Genomic DNA, 18,678 nt, shown 5'->3' on the forward strand with positions numbered 1-18,678 from the left:
GCCATGCAACTCGCCATCGCGCCAGATCCATCGCCGCTGCGGGCGCTGGATGAGCGCCTCTCCGGCCCGATCACGATACCCGCCGCCGTGGAGGCCGCCGCCGCGGTGTTCCACGGCGCGCCCGCGATTGTGGAGCATGGGGAAAGCTGGAGCTATGCCGAGCTATGGGCGCGCGCGCGCCAGACCGCCGCGGCGTTTTTGGCGGCGGGGCTGCGCAAAGGCGAGGCCGTGGGTATTTGGGCGCCGAATTGCCGCGAATGGATTCTCGCCACGCTGGGCGCGCAAATCTGCGGCGCGCGCATCGTGCCGCTGAACACGCGCTATAAGGGGCGCGAGGCGGGGGATATTCTGCGCCGGGCGCATGCGGCGATGCTGTGCATGAGCGGGAACTTCCTGGGCACTGACTACGCGGCGCTGCTGCGTGATGAAGCTCTGCCCAACCTGCGCCGGCGCATCGTGTTTGGCGGCGGCGGTTCCGAGGGGTGGGAGACGTTCCTCGCCGCCGGTGCGGACGTGCCGGCCGCGGCGGTGGACAGCGCGCTGGCCTCGGTGGCGCCGGATGATATTTGCGATATTCTGTTCACCTCCGGCACCACCGGAGCGCCGAAGGGCGCGCTCACCGCGCATGGGCAGGTCATCCAGCTCTTTTACAACTGGGCCAAACGGATGACGCTCGCGGCGGGCGATCAGTTTCTCATCGTCAATCCGTTTTTCCATACCTTTGGCTACAAGGCGGGCTGGCTGCCCGCGCTGCTGCGTGGCGCCACCGTGGTGCCGATGCCGGTTTATGATCCGGCCGGCGCGGCGGCGCTGATCGAGGCGCAGAAAATCTCGTTCCTGCCCGGCCCGCCGACGATCTATCAGACATTACTCGCCGAGCAGACCAAGACAAAACGCGACTTCTCCTCGCTACGCGTCGCGGTGACGGGCGCCGCGGTGGTGCCGCCGGTGTTGATCGAGCGCATGTATAAGGAGCTGGGTATCCGCCTCGTATTTAGCGGTTATGGCATGACCGAGTGCGGCGTGATCGCGATGACGCAGGCGGGGGATTCGGTGGAGACCGTGTGTGGCACTTGTGGGTGCGCGGTCACGGGCATCGAGATCAAATGCGTTGACGATGAAGGCCGCACGCTGGGGGTTGGCGAAGCTGGCGAGATTCTGGTGCGGGGTGTGGGTGTAATGCAGGGCTATCTGGATGATCCCGAAGCCACGGCGGCGGCGATCGATGCGCAGGGCTGGCTGCATACCGGCGATGTCGGCACGCTCGATGAGCGCGGTTATCTGCGCATCACCGACCGGAAGAAGGATATGTACATCACCGGCGGGTTCAACTGCTACCCGGCGGAGATTGAGAAAATCCTGTGCGAAAACCCAAAGGTCGAAATGGCGGCGGTGGTGGGGATGCCCGATGAGCGGCTGGGCGAAGTCGGCAAGGCGTTTCTGGTGCTGCGGCCGGGGCAGAGCGCGACCGAGGCCGAAATCATTGCGTGGGCGCGCGACAACATGGCGAATTTCAAGGTGCCGCGCAGTGTGGAATTCCGCGTTGAATTGCCGAGAAACGCCGCTGGCAAGGTGGTGAGGATGGATCTGCGGCAATAATCCGGGGAGATGCGTGACGGAGGATGCGGTGCGGCCTTTGCGCCCGGCCCTAGCGGGCGAGCGGTCCGGCCCAGCATCCAGGCCAACAAGCCCGAGCCTCACGGTATTCCGGCAATCTCCCGTGACGTATTTTCCTGGCCGTCTCCAGGCTGTACGATCAGCCACGTGCACGGGACGATTGAAGAATGCAGCTTCTGCTGGCTGAGGACGAACGCAAGACGATTGACTACCTTACCAAAGGACTAGGTGAGGAAGGCCATGCCGTGGACGCGGTGGGCAATGGCACCGACGCGCTGGCATTGGCGCTGGCCGGTGAGTTCGACGCGATTATTCTGGACGTGATGTTGCCTGGGCTGGACGGCTGGGAGGTGCTCAAACGCCTGCGCGCGGCCGGGAAGACCACACCTGTCCTGTTTCTGACCGCGCGCGACCATGTCGAAGACCGTGTGCGCGGGCTGGATCTCGGCGCCAATGACTATCTCATCAAACCCTTCGCCTTCGCGGAGCTGCTGGCCCGGTTGCGCAACCTGGCGCGGTTGCCCAGGGCCGTGCCTGGCTCGGGCCTGATGATGGTGGGGGATTTGGAGATCGACACGCTGCGCCACCGGGTCACCCGCGCCGGGCGGCTCTTGCACCTGACCGCCAAGGAGTACGCGCTGCTGCTGCTGCTGGCGCGAAACCAGGGGCGGGTGCTCTCGCGTACCCTGATCGCCGAGGCGATCTGGGGGCTGTTCCACGACCAGCAATCCAATGCGGTGGACGCGCTGGTGCGCCGCCTGCGCGCCAAGCTGGACACACCGTTTGCAACCGCCTTGCTGCACACCATCCGCGGCACGGGCTACGTACTGGATATATGAAGCTCTCCTCCCTTCGCCCCGCCTCGATCAGCGGACGTTTGGCGATGCTCTACACGCTGGGCGCGCTGCTGGCGGTGGGGCTGTTCGCGCTGCTGGCCAATTGGAAGCTGGAGGCGAATTTCACCGCCGCGCACCGGGAATTTCTTCAGGCCAAGGCGGCGGAATTTCAGGATGATCTGAATGAAGGCGGCGGCGAGCCAAGCTTGCTCATCAATGAGATATTGAAAGAAACGGACGGCGCCCGGCTGCGCTCCTATGAGGCCAGGGTGCTGGTAAGCGGCAGCCAGGCGGGTGAGACGCCGGGCATGGGCGCGTTGCTGCCCGCGCGCCTGTTTCCCGCCGCGCGCGGCGTGCCGAGCCTGACCCTCAGCCCGTATCAAACCGGCGATCATTCCTGGCTGCTCACCAGCCTGCCCTTGCAAGGCCCTCCGGGGGCCCAAGCCGTGGTACTGCAAATCGCGCTCGATATCACGCGAGACAATGCCCTGCTCACCGATTTCCATCGCGCCCTGGCCGTGTTCTTTCTGCTCATGGTGCCGCTATTGCTGGGGGCCGGGCGGCTTGCGGCGGCACATGCGCTGGCGCCGGTGGCGCGCATCGCCAAGGTGGCGCAAAGCATCACCCCCGCCCAACTTTCCCGCCGCATCCCGCTGGACCCGCCCTGGCCGCGCGAACTCACCGGGCTGGTGCAGGTGTTCAACCAGATGCTGGATAATCTTGAGTCCAATTTCGAGCGCCTCTCGCGCTTCTCGGCTGACATCGCGCATGAATTGCGCACCCCGCTCTCCACCCTCACGGGCAGTCTGGATGTCTGCCTCACCCGCCCGCGCGGCGAAGCGGAATACCGCGCCGCCATCGCCTCCGCCCTGGAGGATGGCCAGCGGCTGACCGGGTTGATTGAGAATCTGCTGTTCCTGGCGCGAGTGGAAAATCCGGCCCACGCGCTGCGCGTTGAGCGCTGTGAGGTCAGCGAGATCTGCACCGGGGTGGTGGCGCAATATGAGACGCAGTCCCGGCCCAAGGGGCTGCATCTGCGCATTGCCGGCGCCGCCACGCTGTATGCGGATACGTTGCTCCTCCGTCAGGCGGTGGGCAATGTGGTGGCGAACGCGGTGCGCCATGCGCCGCCGGGTTCGGAGATTGTGCTGGCCATTGCGGGCGGCCCGGCCAGCGGAGTGGAGATTGCGGTTTCCGACCAGGGGCCGGGCATCGCGCCCACGCATCTGCCCCGGCTGTTCGACCGTTTCTACCAAACCGACCCGGCGCGCGGCCATCAGGCGGCGCAAGGCTCGGGGCTGGGGTTGTCCATCGTGCGCTCGATCATGGAATTGCATGGCGGCTGGGCGGCGATCGACAGCGAGCAGGGGCGAGGCACGCGGGTCACGCTGCGTTTTCCGCCCATGGCGGCATGAAAATGATAAAATTGTCATCGAAATAGCGCCGTTCTGCCCGGCACGGGTCTCTATCAAGAGGGGATGATTCGACACTCAAATCAGGCGCCGCGCTGGCTTTTATGGGCCGCCTTGGCGCTCACCGCCCAGGCCCCAGCCGGCTGGGTCACGGTGCGGGCCACGGAGCAGTCTCCGAGGCTTTCGGGTTTTGCCAGCGTGCAGCCGGGCACGCCTGTCACGATTACCGCCCTGCAAGCGGGGGTGCTCGCCAGCCTCGCCGTGGCGCCGGGCGATACTGTGCAGCCGGGGCAAACCATAGGGCGGCTTGGCGGACCGCAGATCGCGGCGGCACTGGCCACGGCGCAAGGGGCGAGCGACGCCGCCAATGCCGCCCTGGCGGCGGAGCGGGGGAAATTCGCCGATCATCTCTCCACGACAGCCGCGGTGGCGCAGGCCGAGGCGGCGGCGGCGGCGGCGCATGCTGATCTTGCGGCGCTGCGCGCGGCCTCCAACCTGCAAAGCCCGGTGGCGGGGCAGGTGCAAAGCCTCGCCGCCGGGCCGGGGGCCGCCTTGCAGCCGGGCCAGCCCGTGGCGGTGGTGCAGCCCGCTGCCGGGGCCTGGGTCAGGGCCGTGCTCTATGACGCGCCGGCGGCCGGGCTTTCCCCCGGCATGGCGGCACGGTTCATCCCCGCCAATGGCGCACCCGCTGTTTCCGTCACGCTGCGCGGCGTGCAGGGCAACCTGGCCGATGGCGGGCTCGCGCTCGCCTTCTCCGGTGCTGGCCTGCCGCCGGGCGAAGCCGGAACGCTCAGCCTATCCTTGCCGCCCCGCCCTGTACTGCTGGTGCCCAGCGAGGCGCTGGTGCTGGATGACGGGCGTTGGTGGGTGATGCTGCATGACGCGCAAGGCGACCATGCGGTGGAGGTGGTGCCGGGTGCGGCCGAAGGCGCGCAAACGCCCATTCTCTCGGGCCTTGCCGCCGGGGCGCGGGTCATCGTCCAGGATGCGGCATTGCTCTATCATCGCGACATCGCCGCTCAGTATCAGCCGCCGGATTAGGCCATGGCAGAGGCTGTTCTCCGCCTGCTTGGCCGCCCGGCTTTGTGGCTGATGATCTACGCCGCCTTGCTCGGCTACGGGTTGTTCGCGCTGTTCAATATTCCCGAAGAGGTGCTGCCCGCCTTCAACTACCCCGAGGTGAGCGTGACAGTGCACCTGCCCGGCACCACCGCCACGGATATGGAGGCGATGGTCGCCACCCCGCTGGAGGGGGTGCTGCTCGGCCTGCCGGGTGTATCCAATGTCCGCAGCACCATCAGCGACGGGCTGGTCGAGACCGATCTGCGTTTTGCCGCGGCGACCAGCGCCCAGGCGGATTTGCAGGCGGTGAATGGCGCCGTCGAGCGGGCCCAGGCCAGCCTGCCGCCAGGCGCGCGGCCTTTCACCGAGATCATGGGCAATGCCATTAACGAGGTCGCCGATTACGCCGTGCGCTTTGCCCCCGGCACCTCGCAGGCGGACGTGGCGCGGGCGGTGGCGATGCGGCTGGTGCCGGCCCTGCGCGCGGTGCCGGGCGTGCAGCTTGTCACCACCGCCGGGCTGGGGGGCGAAGCGCTCTGGGTGCAGCCCGATCTCACCGCCATGGCGCAGGCCGCGGTTTCGGTGCAGGCTTTGCAACAGGCTCTGGCCGGGCAGGCGATGCTGGTGCCGGGGGGCTCGCTCAGCCTTGGCCATACCGATGCCCTCATGACCTTTGGCAACACCCCGAATGCCGCCGCGCTGGCGCAAATGCCGGTGATGGGGCCGCACGGCCCCGTGCCGCTCGGGGCGCTGGCGCGCATTGTCCACAGCACCACGCCGGTGCATCAGCGCGAATTGCTGGATGGCGAACCCGCGATCGCGCTGGTTGTGTTCAAGCAACAGGGCGCCTCCACCGTGCCGGTGACGCGCGCATTGGCGGCGGCCATCAAATCCGTGGCGCTGCCCGATGGCGTTGCCGTGGTGCGGATCTACGACCAGGGCCATCTGGTCGGGGCGACGAGCGATGATTTGCGCCGCAACCTGCTCATTGGCGGGGTGCTGGCCATCGCCGGGTTGCTTGCCGTGCTGGGGGCGGGCAGCGGCGCCTGGCTGCTGGCCTTGTCGTTACCGGCCTCGCTGCTGTTGGGCATTGCCGGGCTCTATGCCACGGGGCAGAGCCTCAATCTGCTCACCTTCGGGGCCATTATCGTGGCGCTGGGGCTGGTGGCGGATGACGCCATCATCGTGCTGGAGAGCATTTTCCATCGCTGGGAAGCGGGTGATGGCACCTGGCCCGGCATCTGGCGAGGCGTGCGGGAGATCATGGCGCCGGACATCATCGGCACGCTCACCACCGCGCTGGTTTTCGTGCCGCTGCTCTTCACCGGCGGGCTGGCGGGGCTGTTTTGCGTGCCCTTCGCGCTGGGTATGATCTTCGCGCTCGGCGCCTCCCTGCTGGTGTCGCTCACACTCATCCCGCTGGGGTTGGGGCTGCTGCCGCGCCATGCCGTGCGCCCGCCGCGCGCGGCCCAAACGCTGCTCACGCGGCTGATGGGCTGGAATCGACGTTTGTTCCGCTTGGCGCTGGCCTATCCCAGGCGCGCCGTACTCGCCTGCGTGGCGCTGCTGCTGAGCAGCCTCGGGGCGATGAGCCTGGTTTCGGTGAATGTGCTGCCCTTGCCCAATGAAGGCGTGTTGCTGGAATCCTTCACCCTGGCCCCCGGCACCTCGCTGGCCGATACGGATGCGCTGATGCGCCGCCTCTCAGCCCGGCTGGCGCAAGATCCGGCGGTTGAGCATGTGCTGGCCCGCATCGGCTCGGCCGCCGATTCCGCCTATACGGAACCCGCCTATGCGGGGGAGATCACCATCCGCCTCAAGCCCAAGGTGGGGGGCGCCAGCCTGGACGCGATCGCCGCCCGGGTACAGGCGGAGACACAATTCCCCTCGCTGCAAACCGGCATCGACACGCCGACCATCGAACGGCTGGGCGAGAGCCTGAACGGCCTGCCCCAGCCCTTCGCGCTGGATTTATACGGCGATGATCTCAGCCAGATGACGCAAACCGCCCAGGCCATCGCCCAGCGGTTGAGCGGCGTGCCGGGCTTGAGCGATTTGTTCAACGACCAGGGCTACCCGGAAACGCAGATCCGCATCACCCCCCGCCCAGCGGCGCTGGCCGCCGCGGGAATCACGCCCGCGGCGTTGAGCGGCGATGTTTCCGCCCTGATCGCCGGACAGATCGTGGCCGAGCTGCCCGATGGCGCCGCGCCGCTGCCGCTGTATTTGCGGTTGCCGGATGCCGCCCTGCTCTCGCTGCAGGGGTTGAAGGCCCTGCCCGTGGGCAGCGCCAGCGCCACGCCTTTGGGGACGCTGGCGGATATTTCCCTCGCCACCAGCCCGAACCAGTTCATGCATATCGACGGCGCCCGCGCGCTGGAGATTTTGGCGACCCCCACCACCGCCCCCAACCTCGCCATCGCCCAGGCCAAGCGCGCTTTGGCGGGGCTGACGCTGCCACCGGATGAGCGGATCGCTTTTGGCGGACTGTACCCGATGCTGGAACACGCCGCTCTCGCGCTGGGCATCGCGGCCATCGCCGCGGTTTCGGCCTTGGCCTGGGTGTTGTTCTTGCGCTTCTCGGGCAAGCGCGCCCCGCTCTTGCTGCTCGCGCAGATCCCGCTGGCGATGACCGGCGGCGGGCTCGCCCTGGCGGTGAGCGGGCTGGGGCTGAACGGCATCGGGCTGATCGGCTTTCTGGCGCTGGCCGGGGTGAGCTTGAACCACGGCGTGGTGCTGCTGGACCGCGCCCAACGTAACGAGGCGGCGGGCATGAGCCCGGAAGCCGCCATGGACGAGGCGCTGAATGTACGCTTCCGCCCCATCTTCCTGACTACCGCCGTCGCGATTTTGGGCATGCTGCCCACCGCCCTGGGCTTTGGCGCCGGCGCCGCGCCGGAGCAGGGGCTGGCGGTGGTGATCGGCGGCGGCATTCTCTGGAGCGCACTGCTCTCCACCAACCTGCTGCCCGCGCTGTATCTGGCCGGGCGGGGCGGGCAAACCCCGGAGAACCCGGCATGAAGCGCGCCATTGTGCTGGCTTTGGCCGCGCTTTCGGGCTGCGCCACCTATCATCCCGCCCCATTGGCGGACACCGCAATGGCCGCCGCACCGCTGCCAGGCACGCAAGCTTTGACACTCGCCCAGCTTGGCGCCCTGGCCGTGCAGCGGGACCCGGAATTGACCGCCGCGCGAGCGCAGGCCGGGATCGCCCAGGCGGAATTGCTGACCGCCGGAACACCGCCCGATCCCTCGCTCTCGATCGGGGTCGAGGCGCTGCTGGGCGGCCCGGCCTCCATGTCGTCGATTGCGGGCAGTTTGGTGGAGGATGTGTCGTCGCTCCTCACCCGCTCAGCCACGGTAAATGCCGCCAAGGCGCATCTGTTGCAGGTGAATGCCGGTATTCTTTGGCAGGAATGGCAGACGGCGGCACAGGCGGAACAGCTTGGCGTGGCGCTCAGCGGCGAAGCCGCCCAGCTTGCCAGCCTGCGCCAGGACGCGCACGGCCTCGCTGCGCTGGCGCAGGAGGTGCAGGCGCAGATTGCGGCGGGCAACCTTACCCAGCAGGACGCATCCGCCGCGCAAACCGCTCTGGCCACGCTCCGCACCGCTTTGGATGGCGAAGAACAGGCCCAGGCCCGCGACGGAGCCCAGCTCGACGCGCTGCTGGCGCTGCCCCCCGGCACGCCAGTGCGGTTGGCGCCCCCAGATGTGGCAGTGATTCCGGCGGCGCGGGCGCGGCAGGCCCTCGCCACGCTGGCGCAGCGCCGGCCGGATTTGATGGCGCTGCGCTACGGCTACACCGAAGCCGATGAAAAGCTCCGCGCCGCCATCCGCAGCCAGTTCCTGCCGATCAGTCTCGGCGCGCAAGGCGGGCGCGATACTTCGGGTGTCATCAGCGCCGGGCCGCAGGTCATGCTCTCCTTGCCGTTGTTCAACCGCAACCGCCCGGCGATTGCAGCCGCGGACGCCACGCGCTCCGCCCTGCGGGCGCAATATGCGGCGAGCCTGGCCTCGGCTCAGAGCGACGCCGAGGCGCTGGGGCAGAGCATCGCGCTCTTGCAGCGCCAATCCGCGCAGGCGGACCAGGCCGCCGCGCAGGCCGCCGCCATCGCGGCCGATGCACGGCACGCTTTTGCCGCGGGCGGGCTGGATGCGCGGGTGGAGACTGACCTCACCACGGCGGCGGGGGAGCGTGCGCGTACGGCGATCCTGCTGCGCACGCAATTGCAAACGGCGGAACTTTCCCTCGCGGCGCTGCTGGGCTTTGGCTTGCCCTTTCCCGCATGACGCCGGCGCTCTTGGCGCGGCGGGCCGACTGGCGCCCCCGGCAGGCGGGCAAGGCGCCCGCGCTTGCGAGATCATCCTGGGTTGGCGATGATGCAGCCGAGCTGCTGTTGCGGAAGGAAGAGCTGTTGGGCGCCGGTATGACCTGGATGCAGAAAAGCTTGCGATGGGCCGCGGCGCCTGTCTGGCGGCTGGCTTACGGCCTGTATGAGCGCCAGCTTGAAAAACAGGTGCGGGCATTGCCGGTGCCGCGCCATGTCGGCATCATTCTCGATGGCAACCGCCGGCATGCGCGCGTGGCTGGGGTGGAGGACCCCGAGAGCATCTACCGGCTGGGTGCGGCGAAGCTCGATGATATCCTGACCTGGAGCGCCGGCCTCGGTGTGCGCATGGTCACGCTCTGGGTGTTTTCGCCGGATAATCTACGCCGCAGCGAAGCGGAGATCGGGGGGATTTTCGGCGCGGTCGAGGCCAAGATGCGCGCTCTCGCCGCCGATCCGCATATCCGCCACAAAGGCGTGCATATCGCGGCAATCGGCCGGCGCGATCTGCTGCCGCCAACTTTGCTGGACGCAATCGACGCGGCGGAGGCGGCGACACGCGGCAATGACCAGCTTACCGTGACCTTGGCGATCGGTTATGGCGGGCGCGAGGAAATCGCCGATGCCGTCCGCGCGCTATTGGAAGATTATGCGGCGCAAGGGCTTTCCACCGCGCAGGCCGCCGCCCTGGTGACGCCCGAAACGATCCGGCAGCATCTTTATTTGGGCGATGTGCCGGACCCCGATTTGATCATCCGCACCAGCGGCGAGACGCGACTCTCCGGCTTCATGCTCTGGCAGAGCGTGCATAGCGAGCTGTATTTCTGCGACGTGAACTGGCCGGTAATGCGCCACATAGATTATTTGCGCGCCATTCGCTCCTACCAGCGCCGTGAGCGGCGTTTCGGCGCCTGAAACAGCCATGGACCTCATACACAGCCTCGTCTCCGCCCTCATCGCCTTTGCGGGCGCGCATCGCCTGCTGGCTTACGGGCTGGCCTTGCTGCTGGCCGCTGCCGAGGCGCTTCCGGTGGCCGGCGCGCTGGTGCCTGGCACGGCGGTCATCGTTGGGTTGGGCGCGCTGGTGCCGGGCGGCGCGCTGGTGATGTGGCCGCTGATCGGATTCACGGCCCTCGGCGCCCTGACCGGTGACGGCCTCTCCTATCTGTTCGGCCGCCACTACAAGCAACGCGCCATGGGGCTGTGGCCGCTCCGCGCGCGGCCGGGCCTGCTGGCGGCGGGGGAGGCCTTCTTCGCCCGCCACGGCAGCAAGGCCGTGCTGATTTCCCGGTTTTTGCCTGGGGTGCGGGCGGCCATCCCCATGGTGGCGGGCATGGCGGGCATGTCCGCCGTCAGGTTTTATCTGGTGGATATTTGCGCTGCCGCTCTGTTCGCGCTGGCGCATATCTGGTTCGGCATGGCGATTGGCGCCTCGCTGACCATTTTGCATGCCATCGCCGGACGGCTGGTGGTGCTGGCATTGCTTCTGGCTGGCGCGCTGGGGCTGGTGGCGTGGCTGACGCCACGGATCATCCGGCAATCTATCGCGCTGCTGGCGCGCTTGCGCGGGCCGGTGCGGCAATGGGCCGCCGCCGGAGATGGCTGGGCGCGGCGGCTGCTCGGCTCGGCGCTCGACCCCGAACGGCCGGAAACATTGGGACTGCTTGTGCTGGCCGCCGCCCTCATCGGCGGCGTGTGGATGTTCTTTGGCGTGCTGCAGGATGTTGTCGCCGGGGATCCGCTGGTGCGGGCCGATGCGGCGATCTTCCATTTTCTGCAATCGCTGCGCACGCCGGGGATCGATCAGGTGATGGTCGCCATTACCGAACTGGGTGACGCGGCCACCGTCATCCCGGTGCTGGTGGTGGCGGTGACCTGGCTCGCGTGGCGGCGTGCCTGGCGCGCGGCCTTTTACGGGATTGCCGCGGTGGCCGGGGCCAGCCTGTTTGCGTTTCTGATGAAAATCAGCTTGCAGCACGCCAGGCCCGCCAGCGGATTTACGGGATGGGATGCCTATTCCTTCCCGAGTGGCCACGCCACGGCCAGCACGGCCCTGTATGGATTTCTGGTGGTGCTGATTTGCAGAGAGACCGGCAACCGCGCCCGCGTGCTGGTGACCTTGGCCGCGACCCTGCTGGTGGGGGCGATCGCCTTCTCGCGGCTTTATCTCGGCGCGCACTGGCTCTCCGACGTGACGGCGGGACTGGCATTCGGCGTGGCCTGGGTGGCGCTGCTGGGAATCGTCTATATGCAGCATGCGCGCAGGGACGTCCGTGCGTTTGGGCTTACGGCCTCGGGGCTGGGCGCGCTGGTGGTGGCGGGGGGCCTGCACATTGCCACCGCGCATGCCAGGGATATGCAGCGTTATGCGCTCGCCCTGCCCGTGCGGCAAATGACCTTAGCCGATTGGCGCGGCGGCGGCTGGGCCAGTTTGCCAGCGCGGCGTGTCGACCTCACCGGCGATTACGAGGAGCCGTTTGTTCTGCAATGGGCCGGGCCCCTGGCGCCGCTGCAAGCCGCCTTGCTGGCCCAGGGCTGGCGGATGCCGGTGCCGTGGGATGTATCCTCGGCGGTGGAATGGCTATTGCCCGATGCCAAGCCCGACGCGCTGCCCGTGTTGCCGCATCTCGATAATGGCCGCGCCGAGGCGCTGGTGATGATTAAAACCGGCGGCACCGTGCCGCAGGGGCAGCGGCTGATTTTAAGAGTTTGGCCTTCTGGCACGGTGCTGAGCCATGCAGGGCAGACGCAACCGCTGTGGATTGGCACCGTGGTTGCGGAGAAGGTGGCGCATCTGAAGCCGTTCGCCAGCCTTGTCGATGAGCGGGATGACGTGAACAGCGCGATGCAAACCCTTCGCGCCGCCCTGCCGGGAATAAAACCAGAAAATCGCGCCCCGGCGGGGGCGGAATGGAATGGAGAGGTTTTGCTCGGGCCGTCTTGAAATGCTCAACTGAGCCGTTGCGGGGCTGGATGCAGCCCGGCGCGTTGCGGCAGCACCACGATCAGCAGGGCCATGGCGCCAATGAGCGCGACGGAGGCGCCCATCCGGCTCAATTCAAGCCCGCCTTGAGCCAGCGGCTTGTCGAGCAGGTCGCCAACCGTGGCACCCAGCGGCCGGGTGAGGATGAAGGCTGCCCAGAACAGCGCGACATGTGAGAGGCGCGTGACGTAATACGCAGCCGCGATCAGGATGATCGCCGCACCGAACACCAGGGCGCCGCCGCCAAAGCCAAGGCCGTTGCTATCCGCCATCCAATCGCCCAGCGCCGTCCCCAGAGTTTGAGAGAATAGGATCGTCGTCCAGTAGAAGGTTTCCGTGCGCGGCGTCGCCACGCGATTCACCGACACGCTGCCCTCGGTCCACCGCCACACCGCGAGCGAGGCAGCCAAAAGCAGGGCCAGGATCGTCGTGCCACCGGCATAGCCGATGCCGAGCGAGCGGTCCGCGAAATCAGCCATGGTCGTGCCCAGCGTGGTGGTGGCCACGATGGTCAGCCAGTAGATGTGGGGGGTGAAGCGCCGGGCGCGCATCTGTCCGATCACCGCCGCCATGAAAACCGCCGCGAAAATCAGCGTGCCGGTGGCGTAGCCAAGGTGCATGGACATCGTCACCGCGTCGCCGCCTGTTTCGCCGAGCGTGGTGGCAAGAATCTTGATTATCCAGAATCCCAGGACGATTTCCGGAACCTTGCTGAACCCCCGCTGCACTGCGCTGGTCATAACGCCCTCCTCTTTCACGCATGAGACCGCCTGCCCCAATGAGCATCGGGGCAGGCGCCTGGTTGTCAGGATTGGTTAGTCGGCGTTGGGGCCTTCAACACTATTTTCCAGCACGGCCCCGGTCACGGCATCGATACCGACCTCATGCGTATCCGCGCCGGATTTGATGTCGAACGAGTAGCGCAGGCCGCTGCCGCCGGATTCCTTCTCCAGCTCTTCATCGGCCACATTGCCCGGCTGCGCCTTGAGCGCGATGCTCCGTGCCGCATCGATCGTGATCTTGGCGCCGCCAGCCAGATCCTGGCCGGTATAGGCGAGCGCCGGGGCAGCCAACCCGGCCAGGATCGTGAGCGCGCCAAGGGTGCGGGCGGGGTACAAAAACTTCATCGTCATTCTCCGTGGATCGTTCAATCACGGCGCCCGTCTCGCCGGGTGCCTGAACGCCTTATTGCCGGAGAAAACTTAGGTGAAACTTAGCTCCCAATGCCGGGCATGGTCACCCGTGCCGAAACGCCGCTGGCGCCATCCGTGCGGTTGCGGATCTCAAGCCCAAAACCGTGGCGATCGGCGATGCGGCGGGCGATGGCAAGGCCCAGCCCCGTCCCCTCCGCCGCCGCGGGCGTGGCGCGGTAGAAGCGCTCGAAAATATGCGCCTCGGCGCCCGAGGGAAAACCAGGGCCGGTATCCAGCACTTCGGCGGAAAATCCACTCGGGGTCCGGCGCAGGGACACATCGACCTTACCGCCCGCCGGCGTGTAGGTCAGCGCATTTTCGATGAGATTGGCGAACAGCGTGCGCACCTCATCCTCGGCGCCGGTGATCATCGCCGGCGGGGTCATGTCCGCCCCGAGATCGATGCCTTTACGAGCGGCGAGGACGGCTTGATCGGCCACGCAGTCGAGCAACAAGGCGGCGGCATCAAACACGGTCGCGGGCGGAGGTTGCGGTTCCTCAAGCCGGGCGAGACGCAGGAGCTGGTCCACCAGCTGAGCCGCCCGGCGCGCGCCAGTTGCCAACGCCTCCAGCCGCGCGCGCGGCGGCGGCGCGGCGGCGGTGAGGTTGCCGATCTCGATTTGCATCGCGGCGACCGGCGTGCGCAGCGTATGGGCCGCGTCGGCGAGGAAGCGCCGCTGCGCCGCAAGCGCGTCATGCAGCCTCACGATCAGGCTATTCATGCCGGTCACCAGCGATGCCAATTCGGTGGGGATATCCTTGATTGGCAAGGGCTCGTTGGCCGTGATGCCGCGCGTGGCGAGGTCGGTCGCCAGGGCATCGAGCCGCCGCAAGGTTCGATGCAAAGTCAGCCCTACCATGATCCAGGAGAACGGAATCAGAAGCAAAACCGGCAGGGCCGCGCCGATCGCGGCATTGCCGGCGATTTCATCGCGCACGGTCATGCGCTGCGCCACCTGGACCGTCTGGGTGGAACCGCGCAGCGTGTAAACCCGCCAAGCTTCGCCATTGATCTGCGCGGTGGAAAATCCGGATGATGGCGCAATGGGAATGGCCACGCCGCGCAGGGATTGGCGGACGATCTGCCCTCCGGCCCAGATGGTCACGGCAAAGCGATCCTCGGGGTCCTGATCGGGGGCGGCGGGGGCGCTGGCCACCGCGGGTTGCGGCCCGGCGTTCAGGGCAATCTGGCGAAGCTGGCCATCGAGAAAATCGGAAGTCTCGCTTTGGCTGTACAGATACGCCACACTGGCGGCGATCAGCCCGGCAACCGCGAGGAGCAGGGTGACCCAGATCAGGGCGGTTCGGCGCAAGGACGGGGCGGCGCTCATTTTGGCACCATCCAGCCAGCCCCCCGGATGTTGAGAATGGCGCCCTTGCCGAATTTGCGGCGGACGGAATGGATCAGCACTTCCACCGCATTACTCTCCACCTCTTCGCCCCACCCGTAGAGGCGCTCTTCGATTTGCGCGCGTGAGAGGATGTGTCCGGGCCGCGCCATCAGGGCCTGCATCAGCGCGTATTCCCGGGCGGGCAGGCGCTCGGTGCGGCCGCCACAGGAGAATTCATGTGTGCCTGTATCGAGAGCCGCTTCTGTTGTTTCCAGCCGCGCTGTCGCTTGCCCCGCGCGGCGGCGCGTGAGTGCCCGCATGCGCGCCAGCAGCTCCGGCACCTCGAACGGCTTCACCAGGTAATCATCGGCGCCCAGGTCCAGCCCGGCGACCCTGTCGCCAAGCGCATCGCGCGCCGTGATCACGAGCACCGGCGTCGTCACCCCCCGCTGCCTCGCCGCTTTCAGCACGGCCATGCCATCCATGCCGGGCAGGCCGAGATCAAGCAGTGCGATGGCATAGGCGGTGTCGCGTAGCGCCTCCTGCGCGGCGAGACCGTCACGCACCCAATCAACCGTCATGCTGGCGGATTTCAGCGCGGCGACCAAGCCGTTGCCGATTAACGCATCATCCTCGATCAGCAGCACGCGCATGCGCCAAGATTGTGCCAAGGCGGCGAGCAGGACAAGAGGGGCTTCTCTCGAACGCCGCTGAGCGCGCAGGCCGAGACATAGTTCCGCTCACAGCCGCAACCGGCGCAGGCGCAGGGCGTTGGTCACCACCGACACGGAGCTGAACGACATCGCAAGGGCGCCGATGATCGGGCTTAGCAGAATGCCGAACCACGGATACAGCACGCCAGCCGCCACAGGTACGCCGGCCGCGTTATAGAGAAACGCAAAGGCCAAATTCTGGCGGATGTTGCGCATCACCGCACGGCTCAAACGCCGGGCGCGGACGATGCCGCTCAAATCGCCCTTCACCAGCGTCACCCCGGCGCTCTGCATCGCCACATCCGTGCCCGTGCCCATGGCGATGCCGATATCGGCCGCCGCCAAGGCTGGCGCGTCATTCACCCCGTCACCGGCCATCGCCACCACGCGCCCGGCCTCGCGCAGGCGGTGAATGACCGCGTGTTTCTGCGCGGGCAACACCTCCGCCTCAATATCGGTAATGCCAAGTTGGCGCGCCACGGCTTCGGCGGTCCGGCGGCTGTCGCCGGTGAGCATCACGATCCGCACGCCTTCCGCGCGCAGCGCCTCCAGCGCCGGTTTCGTGCTGGCCTTCACCGGATCGGCAATGGCAATCACCCCCGCAGGCCGCCCGTCTATCGCCACGAACAGGGCCGTGGCGCCGTTGGCGCGCAATTCATCGGCTTGTTGCGTGAGCATCCCCAGATCGATGGCCCCCAGCAGCGCCGCGTTGCCCGCGCGTACCTGCCGCCCCTCCACCACCCCGCCAACGCCCTGGCCAGTCGTGGATGCGAAATTTTCCGGCGCGGCGACTGGCAGCTGGCGTAGCTCCGCCTCACGGATGATCGCCGCCGCGAGCGGGTGCTCGCTGCCGCGCTCCACCCCCGCGGCAAGCCGCAGCACCTCGTCCTCGGCAAAGTCCGGCGCGGCGACAATCTTGGTGACGCGCGGCCTGCCCTCGGTCAGGGTACCGGTCTTGTCCACGACCAGCGTGTCGATTTTTTCCATCCGCTCCAGCGCTTCGGCGGATTTGATCAGCACGCCCGCCGCCGCGCCCTTGCCAACGCCCACCTGCACCGACATCGGCGTTGCCAAGCCCAGCGCGCAAGGGCAGGCGATGATCAGCACCGACACCGCCGCCAGCAGCCCATAGCTGAGCGAGGGCACGGGGCCCCAGATGGCCCAGCCAATGAAGGCCAGCCCCGCCACCGCGATGACCGCCGGGACGAAATATCCGGCGACGATATCGGCCAGGCGCTGAATTGGCGCGCGGGAGCGCTGCGCCTGGCTGACCATGGCGACGATCTGCGCCAGCATGGTCTCCGCCCCTACCTTTTCGGCCCGCATGACCAGCGTGCCGGTGCCGTTCACCGTGCCGCCGATCAGCGCCGCGCCGGCCGCCTTCGCCACCGGCATCGCCTCGCCCGTGACCATCGCTTCGTCGAGCTGGCTGCTGCCTTCGAGCACGACGCCATCCACCGGCACCGCCTCGCCGGGGCGGATGCGCAAACGGTCCCCTTTCATCACCTGTTCGACCGCGACTTCCTCGTCGCTGCCATCCGCGCGCAGGCGCCGCGTGGTCTTGGGGGCCAGCCTGAGCAGGGCGCGGATCGCCCCGCCCGTTTGTGCCCGGGCGCGCAACTCCAGCACCTGACCAAGCAGGACGAGGACGGTGATCAGGGAAGCCGCCTCGAAATAGGTGGCCACCGAGCCATCGGCGGCGCGGAAGCCCGCGGGAAAGATGCCCGGCGCCAACACGGCGGCAACGCTGTAGAGATAAGCCGTGCCCGTGCCCATGGCGATCAGGGTGAACATGTTGAGGCTGCGCCGGCGCACGGAATGCCAGCCGCGCACGAAGAACACCGAGCCCGCCCACAGCACGACCGGGGTCGCGAGCAGAAGCTGGATCAGCTCAGAGCCCCTGGGCGGGAGGGCGCGCGCCAGCGCCGGCCCCAGGCCGAGAACCAGATCGCTCATCGCCAGCACCACCACCGGCAGGGCCAACACCACTGACGCCCAAAAACGGCGTGTCATGTCGCGTAATTCAGTGTTGTCAGCGGCTTCGGCCACGGGCGCCACAGGCTCAAGCGCCATGCCGCAGATCGGGCAGGACCCGGGGTGGTCCTGCCGCACCTGCGGATGCATCGGGCAGGTGTAAACGGTGCCGCGGGGAGCGGGCGCAGGTTCCGCTTTGGGGGCCAGATAGCGCATGGGGTCAGCGGTGAATTTCTCGCGGCAGCCGTTTGAGCAGAAATGGAAAACCCGCCCCTGATGCGTGGCCTGATATTTAGACGCGGCGGGGTCGACGATCATACCGCAGACCGGATCCTTTTCGCCTCCCGCGACCGGTGAGGCGTGATGATGGGTGTGGTGCTGATGGTCGGACATGGGCAACGCTCCCGTCTTGGCCGTGCGCGCCTGCGAAGCGCTTGCCGGCGGCTCGAGGATTTGCTATATACCCACCATGGGTATGGTATCAAGAGCGAAACCCGATGCATAACGCGACACGGCAGAAAGTAACTCAGCGGCTGAAACGGATTGAAGGCCAAGTCGGCGGCGTGCTGCGCATGGTCGAGGAAGACCGCTACTGCATCGATCTGCTCACGCAAATCAGCGCCGTGCGTGCCGCCCTGCACAAGGTCGAGGAGGAAATCCTGCGTGACCATCTCAACCATTGCGTCGCCAATGCGTTTACCTCTGGCGATGCCACCGACCAGCGCCAGAAAGTCGAGGAACTGGTGCACACCCTGGCGCGGATGACCAGATGAGCCGCGCGCGCAGGGCACGGCCCGGGCAGCAAGGGCGGCGGGGCGGCTGGCTCAAACTGGCCCTCGCGCTGATGTTTCTGCTTGGCCTCTCCACCGCGGAGGCCGCCACGCCCTGCGCCGCCCTGCCCCATGCGCAGACCATGACGATAACGGCCGGCATGACGCCCTCCCACGCCAAGCCCGCGCGACCCTGCCCCTGCTGCCCCGATCAGGGGGCTTGCTGCACATTCGCCGCCACGATGGTCGGTATTCCACCTGCGGCTTTGACGAGGCTGCCCGCCGTATTTGCGCTCAGCGGCAGCTATCCGCTTCCTGTCACATCCTTCCTGCCTGGCCGCACGATACGCCCCGCCGCGCCGCCGCCGCGGCGCATCGCATAACCTTTGGCGGGCTGCCCCGCCTTGTCTTTCGGGGCCTTGGGCTCTGAACAATATCAGACCATTTTGAAGGTTATTGA

At 67.4% G+C, this 18,678-nt stretch carries 15 protein-coding genes; 10 read left to right on the forward strand and 5 right to left on the reverse strand.

Going from position 1 to position 18,678, the window contains the following annotated elements:
• The first annotated feature begins 3 nt into the window (after nucleotides 1-3).
• From LI953_RS06310 to LI953_RS06345, 8 genes are all read left to right on the forward strand, one after another.
• Nucleotides 4-1,599 carry a FadD3 family acyl-CoA ligase gene (locus tag LI953_RS06310; protein ID WP_227075193.1) on the forward strand — a complete coding sequence of 532 codons (1,596 nt, stop codon included), beginning with the start codon at nucleotides 4-6 and terminating at the stop codon, nucleotides 1,597-1,599.
• A 185-nt stretch (nucleotides 1,600-1,784) separates the two neighbouring features.
• Nucleotides 1,785-2,456 carry a heavy metal response regulator transcription factor gene (locus LI953_RS06315; RefSeq protein ID WP_227075194.1) on the forward strand — a complete coding sequence of 224 codons (672 nt, stop codon included), beginning with the start codon at nucleotides 1,785-1,787 and terminating at the stop codon, nucleotides 2,454-2,456.
• The gene (locus tag LI953_RS06320; RefSeq protein ID WP_227075195.1) at nucleotides 2,453-3,868 is read left to right on the forward strand and encodes a heavy metal sensor histidine kinase; all 1,416 of its coding nucleotides are present in this window, start codon (nucleotides 2,453-2,455) and stop codon (nucleotides 3,866-3,868) included. Before LI953_RS06315 ends, LI953_RS06320 begins: the two co-directional genes overlap by 4 nt.
• Before the next feature lie 111 nt (nucleotides 3,869-3,979).
• Nucleotides 3,980-4,906, forward strand: a complete 927-nt coding sequence (locus LI953_RS06325; RefSeq protein WP_227075196.1) for an HlyD family efflux transporter periplasmic adaptor subunit — start codon at nucleotides 3,980-3,982, stop codon at nucleotides 4,904-4,906.
• 3 nt (nucleotides 4,907-4,909) lie between these two features.
• Nucleotides 4,910-7,948 carry an efflux RND transporter permease subunit gene (locus tag LI953_RS06330; protein ID WP_227075197.1) on the forward strand — a complete coding sequence of 1,013 codons (3,039 nt, stop codon included), beginning with the start codon at nucleotides 4,910-4,912 and terminating at the stop codon, nucleotides 7,946-7,948.
• A complete protein-coding gene (locus LI953_RS06335) occupies nucleotides 7,945-9,216 on the forward strand; it encodes a TolC family protein (RefSeq protein ID WP_227075198.1) in 1,272 nt (423 codons plus the stop codon). Before LI953_RS06330 ends, LI953_RS06335 begins: the two co-directional genes overlap by 4 nt.
• Entirely contained in the window at nucleotides 9,213-10,169 is a 957-nt protein-coding gene (gene uppS, locus LI953_RS06340) for a polyprenyl diphosphate synthase (protein WP_227075199.1), read from the forward strand. Before LI953_RS06335 ends, uppS begins: the two co-directional genes overlap by 4 nt.
• Nucleotides 10,170-10,176: 7 nt before the next feature.
• Entirely contained in the window at nucleotides 10,177-12,198 is a 2,022-nt protein-coding gene (locus LI953_RS06345; protein WP_227075200.1) for a bifunctional DedA family/phosphatase PAP2 family protein, read from the forward strand.
• A gap of 5 nt (nucleotides 12,199-12,203) precedes the next feature.
• Here LI953_RS06345 and LI953_RS06350 read toward each other — a convergent pair whose 3' ends face one another.
• The 5 genes from LI953_RS06350 to LI953_RS06370 form a co-directional block, all read right to left on the reverse strand.
• Entirely contained in the window at nucleotides 12,204-12,977 is a 774-nt protein-coding gene (locus LI953_RS06350) for a hypothetical protein (protein WP_227075201.1), read from the reverse strand.
• Nucleotides 12,978-13,052: 75 nt separating this feature from the next.
• Nucleotides 13,053-13,364, reverse strand: coding sequence for a PepSY domain-containing protein (locus tag LI953_RS06355; RefSeq protein WP_227075202.1), 312 nt, complete (start codon nucleotides 13,362-13,364; stop codon nucleotides 13,053-13,055).
• Between the two features lie 86 nt (nucleotides 13,365-13,450).
• Nucleotides 13,451-14,761, reverse strand: coding sequence for an ATP-binding protein (locus LI953_RS06360; RefSeq protein ID WP_227075203.1), 1,311 nt, complete (start codon nucleotides 14,759-14,761; stop codon nucleotides 13,451-13,453).
• The gene (locus LI953_RS06365) at nucleotides 14,758-15,414 is read right to left on the reverse strand and encodes a response regulator (RefSeq protein ID WP_227075204.1); all 657 of its coding nucleotides are present in this window, start codon (nucleotides 15,412-15,414) and stop codon (nucleotides 14,758-14,760) included. The genes LI953_RS06360 and LI953_RS06365 overlap by 4 nt, the downstream gene beginning before the upstream one ends.
• Before the next feature lie 87 nt (nucleotides 15,415-15,501).
• Nucleotides 15,502-17,841 (reverse strand): heavy metal translocating P-type ATPase, encoded by a 2,340-nt coding sequence (locus LI953_RS06370; RefSeq protein WP_227075205.1) that lies wholly within the window; start codon nucleotides 17,839-17,841, stop codon nucleotides 15,502-15,504.
• A gap of 104 nt (nucleotides 17,842-17,945) precedes the next feature.
• Here LI953_RS06370 and LI953_RS06375 point away from each other — a divergent pair, with 104 nt between their 5' ends.
• Both LI953_RS06375 and LI953_RS06380 read left to right on the forward strand, forming a co-directional pair.
• The gene (locus LI953_RS06375; protein WP_227075206.1) at nucleotides 17,946-18,221 is read left to right on the forward strand and encodes a metal-sensitive transcriptional regulator; all 276 of its coding nucleotides are present in this window, start codon (nucleotides 17,946-17,948) and stop codon (nucleotides 18,219-18,221) included.
• Nucleotides 18,218-18,601 carry a hypothetical protein gene (locus LI953_RS06380; RefSeq protein ID WP_227075207.1) on the forward strand — a complete coding sequence of 128 codons (384 nt, stop codon included), beginning with the start codon at nucleotides 18,218-18,220 and terminating at the stop codon, nucleotides 18,599-18,601. The genes LI953_RS06375 and LI953_RS06380 overlap by 4 nt, the downstream gene beginning before the upstream one ends.
• Nucleotides 18,602-18,678: the final 77 nt, after the last annotated feature.

The organism is Acidocella sp. KAb 2-4 (assembly GCF_020567705.1).
GTDB lineage: Bacteria > Pseudomonadota > Alphaproteobacteria > Acetobacterales > Acetobacteraceae > Acidocella.